The sequence below is a fragment of the Bifidobacterium sp. SO4 genome (assembly GCF_018555355.1).
GTDB classification, from domain to species: domain Bacteria; phylum Actinomycetota; class Actinomycetes; order Actinomycetales; family Bifidobacteriaceae; genus Bifidobacterium; species Bifidobacterium miconisargentati.
The window spans coordinates 23,900-43,070 of record NZ_JAFEJP010000010.1 but is presented as its reverse complement, the minus strand read 5'-3'; the positions used below and the strand labels follow the sequence as shown (position 1 = coordinate 43,070).

Annotated in this window: 12 protein-coding genes and 1 tRNA gene; 9 read left to right on the top strand and 4 right to left on the bottom strand. The window is 62.8% G+C overall.

Annotated features, from left to right (window positions below):
* Positions 1-7: 7 nt before the first annotated feature.
* On the bottom strand, positions 8-748 hold the full coding sequence (locus tag JS536_RS07630) for a hypothetical protein (protein ID WP_214356448.1): 741 nt from the start codon (positions 746-748) through the stop codon (positions 8-10).
* A gap of 275 nt (positions 749-1,023) precedes the next feature.
* Between JS536_RS07630 and aroA the strand changes: the two genes are divergently transcribed.
* Entirely contained in the window at positions 1,024-2,358 is a 1,335-nt protein-coding gene (gene aroA, locus JS536_RS07625) for a 3-phosphoshikimate 1-carboxyvinyltransferase (RefSeq protein ID WP_214356447.1), read from the top strand.
* A 267-nt stretch (positions 2,359-2,625) separates the two neighbouring features.
* Here aroA and JS536_RS07620 read toward each other — a convergent pair whose 3' ends face one another.
* The 3 genes from JS536_RS07620 to JS536_RS07610 all read right to left on the bottom strand — a co-directional run bounded on the left by JS536_RS07620 (position 2,626) and on the right by JS536_RS07610 (position 8,369).
* Complete coding sequence (locus JS536_RS07620) at positions 2,626-3,855, bottom strand: acetate kinase (protein ID WP_214303578.1); 1,230 nt, start codon at positions 3,853-3,855, stop codon at positions 2,626-2,628.
* Positions 3,856-3,983: 128 nt separating this feature from the next.
* Positions 3,984-5,654: a phosphate acetyltransferase gene (gene pta / locus JS536_RS07615; RefSeq protein ID WP_214356446.1), complete on the bottom strand. Its 1,671-nt coding sequence runs from the start codon at positions 5,652-5,654 to the stop codon at positions 3,984-3,986.
* A gap of 237 nt (positions 5,655-5,891) precedes the next feature.
* On the bottom strand, positions 5,892-8,369 hold the full coding sequence (locus tag JS536_RS07610; RefSeq protein WP_109056723.1) for a phosphoketolase: 2,478 nt from the start codon (positions 8,367-8,369) through the stop codon (positions 5,892-5,894).
* Between the two features lie 445 nt (positions 8,370-8,814).
* On the opposite strand from JS536_RS07610, the gene guaA reads away from it, so the two are divergent.
* From guaA to rsfS, 8 genes are all read left to right on the top strand, one after another.
* Positions 8,815-10,377: a glutamine-hydrolyzing GMP synthase gene (gene guaA / locus JS536_RS07605; protein ID WP_214303575.1), complete on the top strand. Its 1,563-nt coding sequence runs from the start codon at positions 8,815-8,817 to the stop codon at positions 10,375-10,377.
* Positions 10,378-10,754: 377 nt separating this feature from the next.
* Positions 10,755-11,840 carry a hypothetical protein gene (locus JS536_RS07600; RefSeq protein WP_214356445.1) on the top strand — a complete coding sequence of 362 codons (1,086 nt, stop codon included), beginning with the start codon at positions 10,755-10,757 and terminating at the stop codon, positions 11,838-11,840.
* A 543-nt stretch (positions 11,841-12,383) separates the two neighbouring features.
* Positions 12,384-13,865: a DUF1846 domain-containing protein gene (locus tag JS536_RS07595; protein ID WP_214356444.1), complete on the top strand. Its 1,482-nt coding sequence runs from the start codon at positions 12,384-12,386 to the stop codon at positions 13,863-13,865.
* Positions 13,866-13,997: 132 nt separating this feature from the next.
* Positions 13,998-15,959 (top strand): acyltransferase family protein, encoded by a 1,962-nt coding sequence (locus tag JS536_RS07590; protein WP_346427470.1) that lies wholly within the window; start codon positions 13,998-14,000, stop codon positions 15,957-15,959.
* 110 nt (positions 15,960-16,069) lie between these two features.
* Positions 16,070-17,092, top strand: coding sequence for a ribose-phosphate diphosphokinase (locus tag JS536_RS07585; protein WP_214303571.1), 1,023 nt, complete (start codon positions 16,070-16,072; stop codon positions 17,090-17,092).
* Between the two features lie 102 nt (positions 17,093-17,194).
* Positions 17,195-17,265 (top strand) — tRNA-Gln (locus JS536_RS07580).
* 111 nt (positions 17,266-17,376) lie between these two features.
* A complete protein-coding gene (glmU, locus tag JS536_RS07575) occupies positions 17,377-18,759 on the top strand; it encodes a bifunctional UDP-N-acetylglucosamine diphosphorylase/glucosamine-1-phosphate N-acetyltransferase GlmU (protein WP_214356443.1) in 1,383 nt (460 codons plus the stop codon).
* 2 nt (positions 18,760-18,761) lie between these two features.
* Positions 18,762-19,157 carry a ribosome silencing factor gene (gene rsfS, locus JS536_RS07570; protein ID WP_214356442.1) on the top strand — a complete coding sequence of 132 codons (396 nt, stop codon included), beginning with the start codon at positions 18,762-18,764 and terminating at the stop codon, positions 19,155-19,157.
* The last annotated feature ends 14 nt before the right edge of the window (positions 19,158-19,171 follow it).

Genomic DNA, 19,171 nt, shown 5'->3' with positions numbered 1-19,171 from the left:
CCGCGTGTCACTGACGCTCGGGATCCGTATTGCAATCCCAGAACTGCCGGGCACCCGATTTGTCATAGTCGGGATTGGGATTGCCGTCGGGCAGGAATTCCATATAGTCGGCGAAGAAGGCGTTCCAGCGTTGCATGGCCTGGGTCAGCTCGTCCTGCGTCGCGCCGGTCCCCACCGTGAAGGAGCGGACGTATTCGTCCTCGCTGATCGGCTCTGGCAACAGATCGTGCTTGACGAAACACCGGTAGATATCTCGGTCGAGGGCTTCGTCATCCTGATTGGAGGGATTGTTCCGCGTGCGTGAGTATAGGCCGGCTATGCGCATCGCGCCGGTCCGGGACTGACAGTTCTTCCAGACCTTGCTCTCCTCCTCGTCGGACAGCGAGCCGCGGAACTTCGTCATGGTCTCACCGCCGTCCGGGGAATAGTCCGACTGCAGCCCGTACGGTTGGAGGCAGCGGTTGAGGTCGGCATACAGTTCTTGGATTTCCGCTTCGGTGATTGTGCCGTCACGGAGTATGTCACGTGTCAGATCGGTCGGTGCCTGTTCGTATTCCGTACTGAAATCGTCGGCGTATGGGCCGGAGAATGTCGGCGTGCTTCCGTCAATCCCGGCCTGCTGTGCGTTCGTGCCCCCGCCGGGACCGCATGCGGCAAGCGCGAGACATACGGTCATCATTCCCAACAGCCCGGCGATTCGGATGATGCCCCGTCGCCGTCGTGTGGCATCAATGTGCGGCTTGGCCATGACGGGCTCCTTCCTCGCAGCAATCGCCTGCCTCCAGCATATGCAGGTGTCCGTCGAGCCCATAGCGGCCGTGTCATCCTTGGGATGACACGGATGGGGCACATGGCATGGCGTGTCCTGTGATGCCACTGGAGAGAGCCGTCGCACAGCGATGGACGGGCTGCGGTCGGCTACCGGAGCCTGGCCGCGTCTTGAGCGTGAAGCCAGACAGGTTCGGACCGGACCGACTTGAGCAAAACACCGTTTCCGCCGGGCAATCCTGATAGATTGGCGGTATGACCGAACAATCGAATCTTTGGCCGGCACCGCTCGCCGACAAGCCGCTGGACGCCACGGTGACCGTGCCCGGCAGCAAATCGCTCTCGAACCGCTACCTTATCCTCGCCGCGCTCGGCTCCCGACCGGTCACGTTGGTCGGCTTGCTGCGCTCGCGTGACACCGACCTCATGATGGGGGCGCTTGAAGCCCTGGGCGTCCGCTGCGAGGTGGATCCCCAGATCGATACCACGGTGACGGTGACGCCGCCCGCCAGCGGTCGTTTCCATGGCAACGTCGACCTGTTCTGCGGTTTGGCCGGCACAGTGATGCGTTTCGTGCCCGGTCTTGCTCTGTTCGCCGACGGCCCGGTCCGTTTCGATGGCGACGAGCAGGCCTACGCCCGTCCGATGAAGCCGGTGCTCGACGGTCTGGAACAGCTGGGTGCCACTGTGGAGTATCGCGGCGAGGTGGGACGTCTGCCGTTCACCATCACGCCGCCCGCAAGTCTGCCGGGAGCCCAAGCCGAGGTGAGCATCGACTCGTCCGGTTCCTCCCAGTTCATCTCCGGACTGCTGCTCATCGGCTCCCGTCTGCCGGGTGGTCTCGTGCTGCGGCACACGGGGGAGAAGACCCCGAGCCTGCCGCACATCCGCATGACCGTGGCCGATGTGACCGGTGCCGGCGGCGCCATCGAGGCCGATGAATCCGCACGCATGTGGACGGTCGAATCGCGCGCCCTGCAGCTGCCGGATAAGGTCACGGTCGAACCCGACCTGTCGAACGCTGCGCCGTTCCTGGGTGCGGCCCTCATCGCCGGCGGGACCGTGCGTGTGCCGCATTGGCCGGTCGAAACGACCCAGCCCGGTGGCCTGCTGCCGGGATATCTGGAACACATGGGAGCCAAGGTCTCGTTCCCGGAGATTGGTGGCGTGCGCTACTGCGAGGTGACCGGCGACGGCACCGTGCATGGGCTTGGCACGTTCGATCTGACCGCAGCGGGGGAGATCGCGCCTTCGCTGGCGGCAATTCTGGTGTTCGCCGATGCGCCGACCGACATGGTGGGTATCGGCCATCTGCGTGGCCATGAGACGAACCGTCTGGCCGCGCTGGTCAATGAGATCACCCGCGTGGGCGGCAAGGCCGAGGAACTGACGGACGGCCTGCGCATCGAACCGGTGCCGGTCGGCGAGCTGCATGGCGCCGACATGGAGACCTACGCCGATCACCGCATGGCGACCTTCGCCGCGATGCTCGGCCTGCGCATCCCCGGTATCCAGGTGATCAACGTGGCCACCACCCGCAAGACCCTGCCCGATTTCGTCGGCATGTGGAACGGCACGCTGGGGGAGTAGCGCCGGGTTCCCGACTATGGCGATACGAGATCAAGGTGTTTTTCTGGCTCCCCTCTCCGAGGGGAGCTGTCAGCGAAGCTGACTGAGGGGAGTACTACGGCACAATGCGATGCGGTGCTCCCCTCAGTCGTCTACGACGACAGCTCCCCTCAGAGAGGGGAGCCAGAAAAACACAAACTCCGTCATATACGCAAATACGCAAGGAGGGTGTGACGACCGTTGTGATCGTCACACCCTCCTTATCGTGAATGAATCAGCGATTCAGACTCACTTGGCGAACTTGTTGCCGTAGGTGTCCTCGCCGGCTTCCGCGATGGCGGCGGACTTGCGGGCGATGGCCAGCTCCTCGTTGGTCGGGATCACGGCGATGATCACGGAGGAGTCCGGGGTGGAGATGATGCGCGGCTCCTTGGAACGCTTGGCGTTCTTCTCCTCGTCCAGCTTGACGCCGAACGGAGCGAGCTTGTCGCACACCATCTTGCGCACGATGTCGTCGTTCTCGCCCACACCGGCGGTGAAGGTGATCACGTCGCAGCCACCCATCTGGTAGGTGTAGTTGCCGATGTAGCTCACGATGCGGTGCACGTAGACATCCAGGGCCAGCTTGGCGTCCTCGTTGCCCTCGGCCACCAGACGGTGGACCTCGCGCAGATCGCCGAAGCCGGTCATACCGGTCATGCCGGAGCGCTTGTTGAACAGGGCATCCAGCTCGTCCACGTTCATGTGGGCGTTGCGGATCAGGTGGAAGACCACGGCCGGGTCGATGTCGCCCGTACGGCCGCCCATGACCAGACCCTCAAGCGGGGTCAGACCCATGGAGGTCTCGACCGGCTTGCCGGAGACCTCGGCGGAGGCGGAAGCGCCGTTGCCGATGTGCAGGACGATCTGCTTGAGGCCCTCGGCCGGCTTGCCGACGACTTCCGGCACCACGGAGGAGATGAACTCGTGGGAGGTGCCGTGGGCGCCGTAGCGGCGGATGTGGTACTGCTCGGCGATCTCCTTGTTCAGCGCGTAGGTGCTGGCGGCCTTCGGCAGCTGGAAGAAGAAGGAGGAGTCGAAGACGAAGATCTGCGGCACGTCCGGCAGCAGGGCGCGCATGACCTCGGCGCCCTTGGCCTCCGGGCCGTTGTGCAGCGGGGCGAGGACGGCCAGATCCTTGACGGCGTTGATGGTCTTGTCGTTGACCAGGGCCGGCTTCGGGAAGAGAGAGCCGCCCTGCACCACGCGGTGGCCGACGGCCACGATGCCCGCATCGGACAGCTTCGGGCCGTACTCCTCGAAGAAGCCGAGCACGCGCTTCAGACCCTGCTCGTGGTCGTGAATCGGCTCCTCGAGCTCATGCTTCTCGCCGTTGTACTCGTGCTTGTAGTGGCCGTCGATCGGCTCGCCGATCTTCTCCACCAGGCCGGAAGCGAGGCCTTCGCCGGATTCGAGGTCCACCAGCTGGTACTTGATCGAGCTGGAGCCGGAATTGATGACAAGGACGGTTTTCGCCATTGTGGGCATCCTCCATTGTGATATGTTGCGTCCCGCCGAACGAAGCGGGTTACCGTTGATTAGATTACTCGTTGCTTGCTACAAAATGCGGCTCCCCGCAGAGCGAAGAGCCGCATTCCGATTCATGGCTACTGCGCCTCGATGGCGGTCAGGGCGATCGTGTTGATGATGTCCTGCACCAGGGCGCCGCGGGACAGGTCGTTCACCGGCTTGTTGAGGCCCTGCAGCACCGGGCCGATGGCGAGGGCGCCGGAGGAGCGCTGCACGGCCTTGTAGGCGATGTTGCCGGCGCACAGATCCGGGAAGACGAACACGTTGACGTGTCCGGCCACATCGTTGCCCTTGGCCTTGGTGGCGGCCACGGTGGGGGACCAGGCGGCGTCGAACTGGATGGAGCCGACCACCGGCAGATCCGGGGCCTTCTCCTTGAGGAGCTTCGTCGCCTCCTCGACCACGTCCACATCCGGGCCCTTGCCGGAGCCGAGGGTGGAGTACGAGAGCATGCCGACCTTCGGGTCGATGCCGAACGCGCGGGCGGTCTCGGCGGACTGCAGGGCGATTTCGGAGAGCTGCTCGGCGTCCGGGTTGAGGTTGATGGCGCAGTCGGCGAACACGGCCACATGGTCCTTGAAGCACATGAGGAACGCGCCGGAGACCAGCTTCTGGCCGGGCTTGGTCTTGATGACCTGCAGGGCCGGGCGCACGGTGTTGGCGGTGGAGTTCACGGAACCGGAGACCAAGCCATCGGCGTAGCCGAGCACCACGAGCATGGTGCCGAAGTAGCTGGCGTCCGTGAGCTGCTTGCGGGCCTGCTCCTCGGTCATGCCCTTCTTGGCGCGCAGCTCGCACAGCTTGGCCACCATGGGCTTGAGGATGTTCTCGTCGTCCATGGCCTGGAAGCGGGCGCGTTCCAGGTAGTTGAGGCCGAGTTCCTTGCCGCGGGCCAGGATGGCGTCCTTGTCGCCCACGATGATGAGGTTCACGATTTCGCGCTCGAGCAGGTAGTCGGCCGCCTTGATGATGCGGTCCTCCTCGCCCTCGGGCAGCACGATGGTCTTCTTGTTGCTCTTGGCCTTGCCGAGCAGGCCGAACTGGAAGGCGTACGGGGTGATGGGGGCCTCGATGTCCACGTTGAGGGCGGCGAGCACCTCCTCGGTGGGGGCGTTCTTGCGGAAGGTCTCCAGGGCGAGTTCCTTGGTGGATTCGTCGGTGAAGGGCACCTGCGGCAGCGTCCAGACAGGCAGGCCGTACTTGGCCAGCGTCTCCTTGACGGATACGGCGTGACGCGGCTCACAACCGGTCACGAAGATGCCGAGCACCTTGTTGCCGGCCGCTTCCATGCCTTCGATGGACAGCTTGACGGTCTCGTCCAGCTCATGCGGCCAACGGTCGATGGTGCAGACGGCCAGGAACACGCCGGCTTGCAGATCGGCGGCCACGTTGGCGTTGAACTCGTAACTGGTCGGGTCGTTCACGTGGGACTTGTCGGTGCCCACGATCAGTGCGGCGTCCGCTCGGGCCACGTCCATCGCGTCGTTGAACGCGCCGATGATGTCGCCGCGCGCGGTGTCCTTGTCCTGACGCACCTTGTGCACGTCGAGGCCGGTGGACAGTGCCACGCCGAGGCCCGAGTTCGAGGCGGACAGCAGGACGGGCGTGAAGTCGTCGTGGTTGGACACGGCCGGACGGAACACGATGGTCTTGTACTTCGAGGTCAGTGCGTTGAGCACGCCGTAGGCCACGACGTTGCGGCCATTGGCGCCTTCGGGACTTGCGATGTATACGCGGGTAACGGTCACTTTGGTCTGTCTCCTTTGATGATCAACAATGATTGGGACCACACATCATTGTACTTGCCCTTGTTATCGATCACGTCCAAGACACCGGGACGTTTGCTGATGGAACGTCAGGGTCGTGATGGCGGAGACAGGGGAGAGCGGCGGCCATGGGGGAGCGCCCGTACGCATACGAAAAGGGCTCGGGACGAATCCCGAGCCCTTTCCTAAGCCGTTAGGCTAAACCGTGGAGTGGCTAAATCACTCGTTGTCGCCAGCGGTGGCGGCGGTGGCGGTGACGGCGCCCTTCTCTGCGGTGTTCAGGCCGGAGTACACCCAGTCGGTGTAGTCCGGGTGATCGTAGCCGTTGTCGACGGCGAACTGGAAGGCTTCCTGACGGAAGGCCTCGAGCTCGTTGATCTTGTCGGCGTACTTGTCGGCGTCGATCATGCGCAGGGCCTCGGCGGTCAGCTCGTAACGATCGATCTCGTTCACGCGAACCATGTCGTACGGGGTGGTGGTGGAGCCCTCCTCCTCGTAGCCGTGGACGTTGAAGTTGTCGTGGTTCGGGCGATCGTAGATCAGGCCGCGCACGTCGTGAGCGTAGGAGTGGTACGCGAACAGCACCGGCTTGTCGGCGGTGAAGATGTCGGCGAACTCCTCGTCGGACAGGGCCTCGTCGTTCTCCTTGGCGGACTGCAGAGCGAGCAGGTCAACCACGTTGACGACCTTGAACTTGATGCCCATGGCCTTCAGCTTGTCGGAAGCGGCCATGATCTCCTGGGTCGGGACATCGCCGGCGGCGGCAAGTACGATCTCGGCCTCATCGTTGGACTTCGCGGTGGAGGCCCAATCCCAAGCGGCGGCACCCTTCTCGAGCTCGGCGCGAGCCTCGTCCAGGGACAGCCAAGTGGCGGCCGGCTGCTTGCCGGCGATGATGGCGTTGATCTTGTTGGTGGACTTGTAGCACTTCTCGGCGATGGCCAGCAGCATGTTCGCATCGGTGGCGAAGTAGATGCCGATGACGTGATCGTTGTGGAAGCACTTGTTCAGCAGCAGGGAGGTGACACCCGGATCCTGGTGGGAGAAGCCGTTGTGGTCCTGACGCCAGACGTGGGAGGAGACCAGCAGGTTCATGGAGGCGATCGGCTTGCGCCACGGAATCTCGCGGACGGTAGCCTCAAGCCACTTGGCGTGCTGGTTCAGCATGGAGTCGATCACGTGCACGAAGGACTCGTAGGAGCTCCAGATGCCGTGACGACCGGTCAGCAGGTAGCCCTCGAGGAAGCCTTCCATCTGGTGCTCGGACAGCTGCTCGACGACCTGGCCGGAGACGTGCATGTGCTCGTCGACCTCGTCGGAGATGTAGCCGGCATCCCACTGCTTGTTGGTGACCTCGTAGGAAGCCTGCAGACGGTTGGAAGCGGTCTCATCCGGTCCGAAGATGCGGAAGTCGTGCATGTTGTTCTTGATGATGTCGCGGGTGTAGACACCGAGACGACGGGTGGCCTCGAGCTGGCCCCAGCCGTGGCCGTACTTCTCGACTTCCTTGACGGCGTAGTCCTCGAGGTTCGGCAGCTTCAGGTCGTCGCGGATCAGACCACCGTTGGCGTTCGGGTTGGCACCGATACGCAGCTCACCGGTCGGCATGAAGGCGGTGACGTCGGCCTTGACGGCGCCGTTCTCGTCGAACAGCTCCTCCGGCTTGTAGGACTCCAGCCAGTTCTTCAGGACCTCGAAGTGGGCCTCGGTATCGCGGGCGGAAGCCAGCGGCACCTGGTGAGAACGCCAGGAGCCCTCGGTCTTCTTGCCGTCGATGTACTTCGGGCAGGTCCAGCCCTTCGGGGTGCGGAAAATCAGCATCGGGTAGAACGGACGGTGGACGTTGTCCGTCTGAGCGGTGGCCTTGATGTCGCAGATCTCGTCCCAGATGGTCTCCCACAGCTCGGCGAAGCGACGGTGGATGGACATGTGGTCCTCATCGTCGAAGCCGGCGACGAACTCGTACGGCTCGTAGCCCATGCCGTGGAAGAACTCGTGCAGCTCTTCGTCGGAAATGCGGGACAGGATGGTCGGGTTGGCGATCTTGTAGCCGTTGAGGTGCAGGATCGGCAGCACGATACCATCGGTGCGCGGGTTCACGAGCTTGTTGGACTGCCAACCGGTGGCCAGCGGGCCGGTCTCGGCCTCGCCATCACCGACGATGGCCGGCACGAACAGGGACGGGTTGTCCATGATGGCGCCGTAGGCGTGGGACAGGGCGTAACCCAGCTCGCCACCCTCGTGGATGGAGCCCGGGGTCTCCGGAGCGAAGTGGGACGGGATGCCGCCCGGGTAGGAGAACTGACGGAAGAACTTCTGCAGACCAGCCTCGTCCTTGGTGATCTTCGGGAAGGTCTCGGTGTAGGTGCCGTCCAGGTAGGACTGGGAGGTACCGGCCGGGCCGCCGTGGCCCGGGCCCATGATGATCACGGTGTTCTGGCCGTGGTCGGCGATGAAGCGGTTGATGTGGCCGATGAGGAAGTTCAGGCCCGGGGTGGTTCCCCAGTGACCCACCAGGCGGTGCTTCACATCTTCGCGGGTGAAGGGCTCCTTCATCAGCGGGTTGCTGCGCAGATAAATCTGGCCGATGGAAAGGTAGTTGGCGGCGCGCCAGTACTTGTCAACGCCTTCGAGGGCTTCCTCGGAAACCGGAGCGTTGAGCTTCTTCCAAGGGGTGCCAATAACAGGACTCGTCATGTGTACTCCTGTACTCCTGCACGTATCCGTGCGATTGATTATTTCTGTTCGGTCACGGGCCCTGATTCCTTGCGGTATCAAGGCTTTCCGTTCCCAATCACTCGTCATGGTACGAGGACAACACGACTTTTGAACGATTTCTTGCGGGTGTGTTCGAAAATGTTATGGGAATAGCACTATTTGTGCGGTTTGCCGGTTTGATTGTCACAATCGATTTTTCCTGCGAGGAACCTGAAAATGGCGGAAAATAGCGCCAAAACAGGATTGGCTCCGGGAGTGTCGCGTTCGATTTAACGAAGTTAATACCGGCGTGTTGTTGCTTACGCGCCTGTAGTTTGTGCGTATTCCGAACATGCCCCGCGCGTGTCGGTCTTGTCTGCTTGACCGGTGATAATCGGTGTGTTGCAACCCACGTAAAATCCCAATGAACGTTAGGGGAATATCAATGGCAAACGGTCCTGTGCTCGTCGTCGACTTCGGCGCCCAGTATGCCCAGCTCATCGCCCGCCGCGTGCGTGAGGCCGGCGTGTACTCGGAGTTGGTGCCGCACTCCATGCCGATCGACGAGATCCTGGCCAAGGATCCGAAGGCGATCATCCTTTCCGGCGGCCCGGCCTCCGTGTTCGAGCCCGGCGCGCCCTCCATAGATACTAAGGTGTTCGAGGCCGGCGTCCCGGTGCTCGGCATCTGCTACGGCTTCCAGGTCATGGCCTACGAACTCGGCGGCAAGGTGGATAAGGCCGCCCTGGGCGAATACGGAAAGACCTCCGCGGTGGTGGACGAGGCCGAGGGCATCCTCGCCGGATCCCCGGCCGAGCAGACCACGTGGATGAGCCACGGCGTGGCCGTCGAGCAGGCCCCGGCCGGCTTCGAGGTGCTCGCCCACACCGAAGGCGCCCCGGTGGCCGCCATGGCGGACGAATCCCGCAAGCTCTACGGCGTGCAGTGGCACCCCGAGGTCAAGCACTCCCCGCTCGGCCAGCAGCTCATCGAGAACTTCCTGCACCGTTGCGCCGCTCTGCCCAACGACTGGAACGCCTCGAACATCATCGAGACCGAGGTCAAGAAGATCCGCGAGAAGGTCGGCGACGCCGAGGTGATCTGCGGCCTGTCCGGCGGCGTGGACTCCGCCGTGGCCGCCGCCCTCGTGCACAAGGCCATCGGCGACCAGCTCACCTGCGTGTTCGTGGATCACGGCCTGCTGCGCAAGGGCGAGGTCGAGCAGGTCAAGCACGACTTCGTGGCCGCCACCGGCATCAAGCTCATCACCGTGGACGCGGCCGACGACTTCCTGACCGCCCTGAAGGGCGTCTCCGAGCCGGAGCGCAAGCGCAAGATCATCGGCGAGAAGTTCATCCGCACCTTCGAGAAGGCCCAGCAGCAGGTGCTCGAAGAGGCCGGCGCCCGCGGCAAGGAAGTCAAGTTCCTTGTGCAGGGCACCCTCTACCCGGACGTCGTCGAGTCCGGCGGCGGCGACGGCGCGGCCAACATCAAGTCCCACCACAACGTGGGCGGCCTGCCCAAGGACATCAAGTTCCAGCTCATCGAGCCGCTGCGTACCCTGTTCAAGGACGAGGTGCGCGCCATCGGCACCGAGCTCGGCCTGCCCGACGAGATCGTCTGGCGCCAGCCGTTCCCCGGTCCGGGCCTGGGCATCCGCATCATCGGCGAGATCACCAAGGAGCGCCTCGACCTGCTGCGCGAGGCCGACGCCATCGCCCGCGAGGAGCTTTCCAAGGCCGGTCTCGACCGCGACATCTGGCAGTGCCCCGTCGTGCTCCTCGCCGACGTCCACTCGGTCGGCGTCCAGGGCGACGAGCGCACCTACGGCTCGCCGATCGTCCTGCGCCCCGTCTCCTCCGAGGACGCCATGACCGCCGACTGGGCCCGCGTCCCCTACGACGTGCTCGCCACCATCTCCACGCGCATCACCAACGAATGCCGCCAGATCAACCGCGTGGTGCTGGATTGCACTTCGAAGCCCCCGGCAACCATCGAATGGGAGTAATCGAATGATGGAGCGTCCTCGTCGTTGCTCCTCGGTCGACGTACCTTCGTACGCCTTCCCTCGGTGCGCCTAGAGGCCGCACACATCATTCGATTACTCCGGAGTGAAATCCGGCGATGGAGCGTATACCGCCTTTCCTCAGGCTCGACGTACCTTCGTACGCCTTCGCCTTCAGACGGCGGTCTCCGCACACATCGCCGAATTTCACTGAATGACGGATATTGGATTATTTGATCCGAGACTCGTTCATTCAAGGCGACGTATAACAGATAAGTAAGAGCATGCTCGTCTGGTCGCAGGCCACTGAATTGTCCATAGCAATTCAGTGGCCTTGTTGTATTGATTGATAGGGTATGTGATATAAGACAAGGAAGCCCATGAGTGATTATTATTGCCCGTATTGTGGCGCCGATATCGGAAACCAGTTTGGCTTTGATCCTACCGGCAGCACGTGGAAGTGTGCTTCATGTCGGAATCTTCTCTACGGAGACGTATACTCTGGAAGCATCTATCCGGGTACAATGTGGTACTGCGATAGTTGCAGGGCACTGCTCAATAGACAAACAGGTTTCGCGGATTATTACGATTATTGGACGTGTACTCAATGCGGATATTCGAACCATATTGCATCGGATGAAATTTATAACTCCCAAGAAGAATATGAGAATAGCTCGCAGAGCTCGGCTACTGACGATTTGCTGTATAAAGTCGTCTCCGGCTTGGTGAGAGGTGCGGTCCAGGGAATCAAAGAAAGTCTCTCCGAAGCAAATTCGGAATCGGATGAGGAGGGCAACGGGGAGGATCCTTGCTCTGCGACACCGACTCCGCCGGATGCGAGTGCTAGGTCGGAGAGCGTGCAGGAAGAGAATGCGCAACATTATTTAGGAGTGAATGCCTGGCAAGAGGCTGCCGTTCCTCGGGAATCAAGGGTTTCATATTTTCAACGAAAGGCAGCATTATTTGGTCTAGGAAAGGTTACATTACAAGGTAATTTTGATGCTTTTGTTGGCAGAAATTATCGAGAAGTGCTTGATATAGTTTCTCAGTCAGGTTTTAAGCAAGTAACAGCGACTCCTGTTAACGACTTAACTGTTGACAGAATTGCTGAAGCTGGTCGTATATCCCAAATTATGATAAACGGTGTGCCCTATTCTGCTTTAGGGGATACATTTTCACCCAATGATTATATAGATATTGTATATCATGATATTTATCAATTGTCGGTTCCATGGTCCTCTGAAAAGCTTCGTAATATGGGATACTATGAGGTGGTTGGAAAGCTTAGATCCCTTGGCTTTATGAATATTACTGGAGTTCCTATTCCTGATTTAATTACAGGATGGCTGAAAAGGGAAGGAACTGTGGAGGAAATTATCATCGATGGTATATCCTCCTTTAAAAAGAAACAGAACTTTAGGTACAATAGTAATATTGTGATTACCTATCATACTTTTCAAAGGTAATAACAGATTGTTATTTTTATATGCCTAGCCACTTTCCGGTATGGCCACTGGACAAATATGATTTGAGTCATCGGAGCTGAGGTGGGATTTTTCGTTCTGGTTCCCGGCTGGTTTGATTCTGCGCGACATTGGCGTGGGAAGTGCTCTGAATAAATATGAGTGCTGTCGTTACTTCGCGATCGTAGAGATCCTTCCTTTTGTGACGGCTGAGAGCCAAGAGATGGCAGCAGACAGTCGCATACGAACGGTTCCGTCATTTTCCCGCCATTGCTTGGCTGGAATCCGCCGCTTAAAAGGTTTTCGACGGCGGTTCCCAGCCAAAGAATGGTTGGGAACCGGCGGAGGAGTTCCTGGGCGTCGTATGTTCGCCATTCGTTGGCCGGCTGCCGACGCATCAGCCCATTCTGTGGATTTGATGATTCGGAACGATTGTGTGGCATGGCGTGGTAATTGATTCGTCGCAAACATTCGGTCTGAAGCCGTTGGGGTTTTCCGGTATAATTTTTTAGTTTTACGACGACGTTCGGAAAGGGATGCCGACCCATGCGACAGGGATTCGACAACGATAAGTACATCGCTCTGCAGGCCGACAACATCAGGAAGCGCATCGCCCAATTCGGTGGCAAGCTGTATCTGGAATTCGGTGGCAAGCTCTTCGACGACTACCACGCCTCCCGCGTGCTGCCCGGCTTCGCACCGGATGTCAAGTTCCGCATGCTCGAAAGCATGAAGGCGGACGTGGAGATCGTCATCGCCATCAACGCCAACCACATCCAGCAGGGCAAGACCCGCGGCGACCTCGGCATCCCCTATGACGAGGATGTGCTGCGACTCATCGACATCTTCCGCTCCCGCGGCTTCCTTGCGAAGTCCGTGGTGCTCACCCAGTACGCCGGGCAGCCGGCCGCCGACGCCTACCGTCACCGCCTCGAACAGCTGGGCGTCACCTGCTACCTGCATTACCCGATCGCCGGCTACCCGCACGACATCGAACGCATTGTCTCCGAGGACGGCTATGGCAGGAACGACTACGTCGAAACCAGCCGCCCGCTCGTCGTGGTCACCGCGCCCGGCCCCGGCTCCGGCAAGCTCGCCACCTGCCTGAGCCAGCTCTACCACGAGCACCGCCGCGGCATCCAGGCCGGATACGCCAAATACGAGACCTTCCCGATCTGGAACCTGCCGCTGAACCATCCGGTCAACATCGCATACGAGGCCGCCACCGTGGATCTCGATGACGCCAACATCATCGACCCGTTCCACCTCGAGGCGCACGGCGAGACCACCGTCAACTACAACCGCGACGTCGAGGCGTTCCCCGTGCTCAAGGCCATGATGGAGCGCATCATGGGCGAAAGCCCCTACCAGAGCCCCACCGACATGGGCGTGAACATGGCCGGCTACGCGATCAGCGACGACGAGGCCTGCCGCGAGGCCGCCAAGCTCGAAATCGTGCGTCGCTACTTCACCGCCTGCGTGAACCTGAAGCGCACCGGCACCGGCGAGGAACAGGTCGAACGTCTGCGTTCCATCATGAAGAAGGCCGGCGTGGACGAGGACCTTTCGCCCGCACGCGCGGCGGCGCTCGCCAAGGAACAGATGACCGGAGCCCCGGTGGGCGCGATGGTCCTGCCCGACGGCCGTCTCGTCACCGGCAAGACCGGCGTGCTGCTCGGCGCGGCCAGCGCCTTGCTCATGAACGCGCTCAAGAAGGTCACCGGCGTGGACGACGATCTGCCGGTGATCGATGACGCCGCCATCGAACCCATCTGCAAGCTCAAGACAGAACATCTCAACAGCGCCAACCGTCGCTTGCATTCCGATGAGACGCTCATCGCCCTGTCCATCACCAGCGCAACCAGCCCGCTGGCCGCCCGCGTGATCGCCGGTCTCGAACAGCTGCGCGGCGCCGACGCCTTCTTCTCCGTGATCATCTCCTCCACGGACGAGGCCCTGTACCGCAAGCTCGGCATCAACGTGTGCTGCGAACCCAAGTACGAGCGCGTGAGCCTGTACCACAAGTAAGGCCCGCCACGCTCCGACCGGCCGGTGCCGCTCCCGCGCGGGACACGGCACCGGTTTCGGGGCCGAAGTGTCGCCGTCTGTTGCTGTAATACCAAGCGAGAAACGAGTGGTACGAGAGCAAGAGAAGTGACAGTGGCAACAACGGTGCGCAGACAGTTCGTCGGGCATTACATAGGACTGGACGGTATCAAGGGACTGGCGCTCATCGCCATCGTGCTGTATCACTGCATGCAGCAGGCGTTGCCGGGCGGATTCTACGGCGTGGACGTGTTCTTCACCGTCTCCGGATTCCTCATCGGCGTGAGCCTGTTCCGTTCGCTGGCCCGCAGCGGCTCGCTGAACCTCGCCCGGTACATCCCCAAACGCGCCGTGCGTCTCTATCCGGCGTTGTTCCTGCTCATCCCGGTCATCGTCTCGGCCGGATGGCTGTTCGACCATGACCTTCTGGTCGGCGTGCGGGACCAGATCATCACCGTGCTGCTCGGCTGCTATAACTGGTACGCCATCGCAGGGGGCCAAAGCTACTTCGACCAGATGAACCCTCAGGTGTTCCGCCACCTATGGTTCATCGGCGTGCTCATGCAGTTCTACGTGGTGGTGCCCCTACTCGCATGGGTCATGTGGAAGATCCGCCGCAGCCATCTCGCCGCGCTCATCCCGCTGGCCCTGGCGGCCAGCAGCGGCTACGGCATGTGGGCCCTGTACCGTCCCGGCGGCGACCCCACCCGCGTCTACTTCGGCACCGACACCCACGGCCTCGGCCTGATGCTCGGCCTGGCTCTGGCCTGGTGGGTCACCGCGTCCGAACGCAGCCACCCCCGTCCCAAGCCTGTGCCCCGTTCGGTCCGGTCCGCCCGACCCGATGGGGGAGCGGTTCCGGTTCCGCCGGTGCCCATGCCCGTATCCGTGCCGCTGCCGGACGACGTCACCCAACAACCGGACACGCTGCATGTGCCCGAACCGTTGCGTGTGCGCATCTGGCGTGCAGTCGCGCCGGTCCTCGCCTTCCTGAGCCTCATCGCCCTGGTGACCATGGCCGTGATCGGCAAGCAGGACGACTTCGCCTTCCGCGGCGGCATCATCATCTCCAGCCTGCTGTCCGTACTGCTCATCGCCGGCACGATCTGCCAGGACTCCTGGATGCAGGATCTCATGGTCTTCCTTCCGCTCAAGGCGCTCGGCACCTACTCCTACGGCATCTACCTGTGGCACTGGCCGCTGTGGCTGCTCGCCCGCGCGCTGGCGCCGAAACTGTTCCCCGTGCCCGGCCCCTGGCCGCTGGCCATGGCGGCCGTGCTCACCGCGGTGGCCGTGACGATTTCGTGGCTCATGGTCGAGAAGCCCGCCGCGTCCCGTTCCGCGCTGTTCGTCATCCTGCCGCTTCGCAAGCCCGGCGCCGCGCACATCATCCGCGCGGTCATCGTGGATGTGCTGCTGGTCGCCTCGGTGTTCGGAGCGGCCCAGGGCGTGGCGAACGCGCCTGCCAAGACCGCCATGCAGATGCAGCTGGAGGAACAGGCGCGCCAGTTGGAGGCGACCCAGAAGAAGGAACACGTGCTGATCCGCCATCACGTGCCGCAGCCGCCCAAGCCCAAGTTCGCCATGCCCACGGGCGATGAGATCACCGCCATTGGCGACTCGGTGATGCTGGCCTCCTCTGAGGGCCTGTCCAGCGTGTTCCCCGGCATCCAGACCGACGCCGAGGTCTCCCGCTCCATCATGGTGGCCCCCGAACTGATCCAGAACGACCTGGCCGCCGGAACGCTGCGCCAGTGGGTGCTGGTGGGTCTGGGCACCAACTCCGCCATCACCGCCGACCAGCTGGACCAGATCCATGACCTGATCGGCCCGGACCGCGTGCTCGTGCTGGTCAACGCGCACGGCGACCGCACATGGATCCCGCCCACCAACCAGGTGCTTGCCGACTACGCCGCCGCGCACCCGGACAACGTGGTGCTGGTGGACTGGGACGCCGCCGCGAACGCCAACCCGCAGGTGCTCGGCTCGGACGGCATCCACCCGAGCATAGGCAGCGACATCTACGCCCAGGCCGTCAAGCAGACCCTGAAACGCTGGACCAGCGAAAGCCGCTGATATCCTCCTCCGGCCCGCGTCGGACGCGGCGGGCAACGCAGCGATACCCCATGGTCTTCAAGAACAGCTAGACTGAAGAACTGCACTAACGAGACCACACGTTGGGAGTAATGGTGAGCGCAATCCTCGAAGGGAAGCCCGATAAGAATCTGATTCTCGTCACGGGAAGGATTCATCCGAAACTAGCCGAAGATGTCGCCGAACAGCTGGGAATCGACCTGCTGGAGACCACGGCCTACGACTTCGCCAACGGCGAGATGTACGTGCGATACACCGAATCGGTGCGCGGCGCCGACGTGTTCGTGCTCCAGAGCCACTACCAGCCGATCAACAAGGCGATTATGGAGCAGCTCATCATGATCGACGCGCTCAAGCGCGCCTCCGCCCGCTCCGTCACCGCCGTGTGCCCGCTGCTCGGCTATTCCCGTCAGGACAAGAAGCACCGCGGCCGCGAGCCCATCTCCTGCCGCCTCATCTTCGACCTGCTCAAGACCGCAGGCGCCGACCGCATCATGTCCGTGGACCTGCACGCGGCCCAGTCCCAGGGCTTCTTCGACGGCCCGGTGGATCACCTCATCGCCATGCCGGTGCTGGTCGACTACATCCGCGACCGTTTCCAGGGCCATCTGGACAACGTCGCCGTCGTCTCCCCGGACGCCGGCCGCATCCGCGTGGCCGAGCAGTGGGCCCAGCGCCTCGGCGGCGGCCCGCTCGCCTTCGTGCACAAGACCCGTGACATCACCCGCCCGAACCAGGCCGTCGCCAACCGTGTGGTCGGCGACGTGGTCGGCAAGGACTGCGTGCTCGTGGACGACCTCATCGACACGGCCGGCACCATCGCCGGAGCCTGCCGCGTGCTGCAGGAGGCCGGTGCCAAGTCCGTGACCGTGGTCGCCACCCACGGCGTGCTCTCCGGTCCCGCGGTCGAGCGCCTCAAGAACTGCGGCGCGCGCGAGGTGGTCCTCACCGACACCGTGCCGATCCCCGAGGAGAAGCGCTGGGACGGCCTGACGGTCCTGTCCATCGCGCCGCTGCTGGCCAGCGCCATCCGCGCCGTGTTCGAGGACGGTTCGGTGGCCGAGCTGTTCGATACCTACCCCGAACACCACGGCCAGGGCTTCCTCTTCGCGTGACGTCCCTCTGACGCCCGCGGAAGGACCGTGTCGGGGCGGCGGATTGCGCCGACTCCGAATCGTATGGTATAAATGAACACTTGTGGGCCAAGCGCCCACGATTCCCCCATGGTGTAATGGCAGCACACGGGTCTTTGGAACCCTTTGTCTTGGTTCGAGTCCAGGTGGGGGAGCGGTCAGACGGTCGTCCGGACATCCGGGCGGCCGTCTATTGTTTTCTGCAGTGACACGGCCCGAAAACAGGCCGCGTCGAATCCTCACGAACGAAGGGAAACACGTCAGTTATGGCACTCTCCGCAGCCATCGTCCTCGCAGCCGGCGAGGGCACCCGCATGCGTTCCAACAAGCCGAAGGTACTGCACACGTTCGCAGGCAAAACCTTCCTGAACAGGGTCATGGATTCGGTGGCCGCGCTGGATCCCGCCACGCTGGCCGTGGTGGTGCACTTCCAGGCCGAGCGCGTGGCCGAGGCCGCCCGCTCCTACGACGAGCACGTCACCATCGTCAACCAGGACGACATCCCCGGCACCGGTCGCGCCGTGCAGTGCGCGATGGCCCAGCTCGCCGAAAACGGCGGCATCGAGGGCCCCGTGCTCATCGCCGCGTCCGACATGCCGCTGCTCGACAGCGACACCCTGCGCAAGCTCGTGGAATTCCACACCGCCTCCGGCAACGGCGCCACCGTGCTCACCACCATCCTCGACGACCCGACCGGCTACGGCCGCATCATCCGCGACCGCGAAGGCAACGTGCTGCGCATCGTGGAGCAGAAGGACGCCAACCGCAGCGAACTGGCCGTGCAGGAAGTGAACACCTCCGTCTACGTGTTCGACGCCGAGCTGCTGGCCCGCGCCATCGCCGACCTCAAGTCCAACAACGCGCAGGGCGAGTTCTACCTGACCGACGCGCTGGAAACCGCCCGTTCCGCCGGCAAGGTCGGCGCGTTCACCGCCCCCGACCCGCTCACCGTGGAAGGCGTGAACGACCGCGTGCAGCTGGCCGCGCTGGCCCGCACCTACAACCGCCGTGTCTGCGAGCACTGGATGCGCGAGGGCGTGACCATTCTCGACCCGGAGACCACCTGGATCGAGGACGACGTCACCATCGGCCGCGACGCCACCATCCTGCCCGGCTCCTTCCTTCAGGGCCGCACGGTCATCGGCGAGGACGCCGTCGTGGGCCCGTACACCACCCTCATCGACGCCGTGGTGGACGACGGTGCGACGGTCGAACGCTCCCGTGTGCAGGAATCGCACATCGGCGCCCGCACGAACATCGGCCCGTGGACCTACCTGCGCCCCGGCAACGAGTTCGGCGAGGACGCCAAGGCCGGCGCGTTCGTGGAGATGAAGAAGGCGCACATCGGCAACGGCACCAAGGTGCCGCACCTGAGCTACGTGGGCGACGCCCAGCTCGGCGACCACACCAACATCGGCGGCGGCACCATCACCGCCAACTACGACGGCGTGCACAAGAACCGCACCGTAATCGGCTCCGGCTGCCATGTGGGCGCCGGCAACCTGTTCGTGGCCCCGGTCGAGGTGGGCGACAACGTCACCACCGGCGCTGGCTCCGTGGTGCGCCACGCCGTGCCCAGCGACACGATGGTCTACTCCGAGAACACGCAGCACAACGTCGAGGGCTGGAAGCCCGCCTGGGAGCGCTGATCATGCCGGCACTACAGGACTCCATCAACGCCGTCCGCATGGCCGCCGAGGCCGCCGACCGCATCAAGGCCACGGACATCGTGGCCTTCGACGTGGCCGACCTGCTCGGCATCACCGACATCATGATGATCGCCGGCGCCTCCAACGAACGCCAGGTGCTGGCCGTGGCCGAGGAGATCGAAAAGGACCTCTACCTCAAGTGCGACGGCCGCCAGCCCCGCTCCCGCGAAGGCCTGACCGAAGGCCAGTGGGTGCTGCTCGACTACGGCGACTTCGTGATCCACGTCATGCATGAGGAATCCCGCGAATTCTACGGGCTGGAACGCCTGTGGAAGGATTGCGAGACCATCGACCTGCAGCTGGCGCACCCCGAAACGGCCGCGGTGCCGGTCGACTGACGCGAAAGGTACGA

Excerpts from the sequence above, each read along its gene's own strand:
- JS536_RS07585 (WP_214303571.1), top strand. The coding sequence starts at position 16,070 with ATGGTGAGCGCAATCCTCGAAGGGAAGCCCGATAAGAATCTGATTCTC.
- guaA (WP_214303575.1), top strand. The coding sequence starts at position 8,815 with ATGGCAAACGGTCCTGTGCTCGTCGTCGACTTCGGCGCCCAGTATGCC.
- JS536_RS07600 (WP_214356445.1), top strand. The coding sequence starts at position 10,755 with ATGAGTGATTATTATTGCCCGTATTGTGGCGCCGATATCGGAAACCAG.
- JS536_RS07630 (WP_214356448.1), bottom strand. The coding sequence starts at position 748 with ATGGCCAAGCCGCACATTGATGCCACACGACGGCGACGGGGCATCATC.
- glmU (WP_214356443.1), top strand. The coding sequence starts at position 17,377 with ATGGCACTCTCCGCAGCCATCGTCCTCGCAGCCGGCGAGGGCACCCGC.
- JS536_RS07620 (WP_214303578.1), bottom strand. The coding sequence starts at position 3,855 with ATGGCGAAAACCGTCCTTGTCATCAATTCCGGCTCCAGCTCGATCAAG.
- JS536_RS07595 (WP_214356444.1), top strand. The coding sequence starts at position 12,384 with ATGCGACAGGGATTCGACAACGATAAGTACATCGCTCTGCAGGCCGAC.
- JS536_RS07610 (WP_109056723.1), bottom strand. The coding sequence starts at position 8,369 with ATGACGAGTCCTGTTATTGGCACCCCTTGGAAGAAGCTCAACGCTCCG.
- aroA (WP_214356447.1), top strand. The coding sequence starts at position 1,024 with ATGACCGAACAATCGAATCTTTGGCCGGCACCGCTCGCCGACAAGCCG.
- rsfS (WP_214356442.1), top strand. The coding sequence starts at position 18,762 with ATGCCGGCACTACAGGACTCCATCAACGCCGTCCGCATGGCCGCCGAG.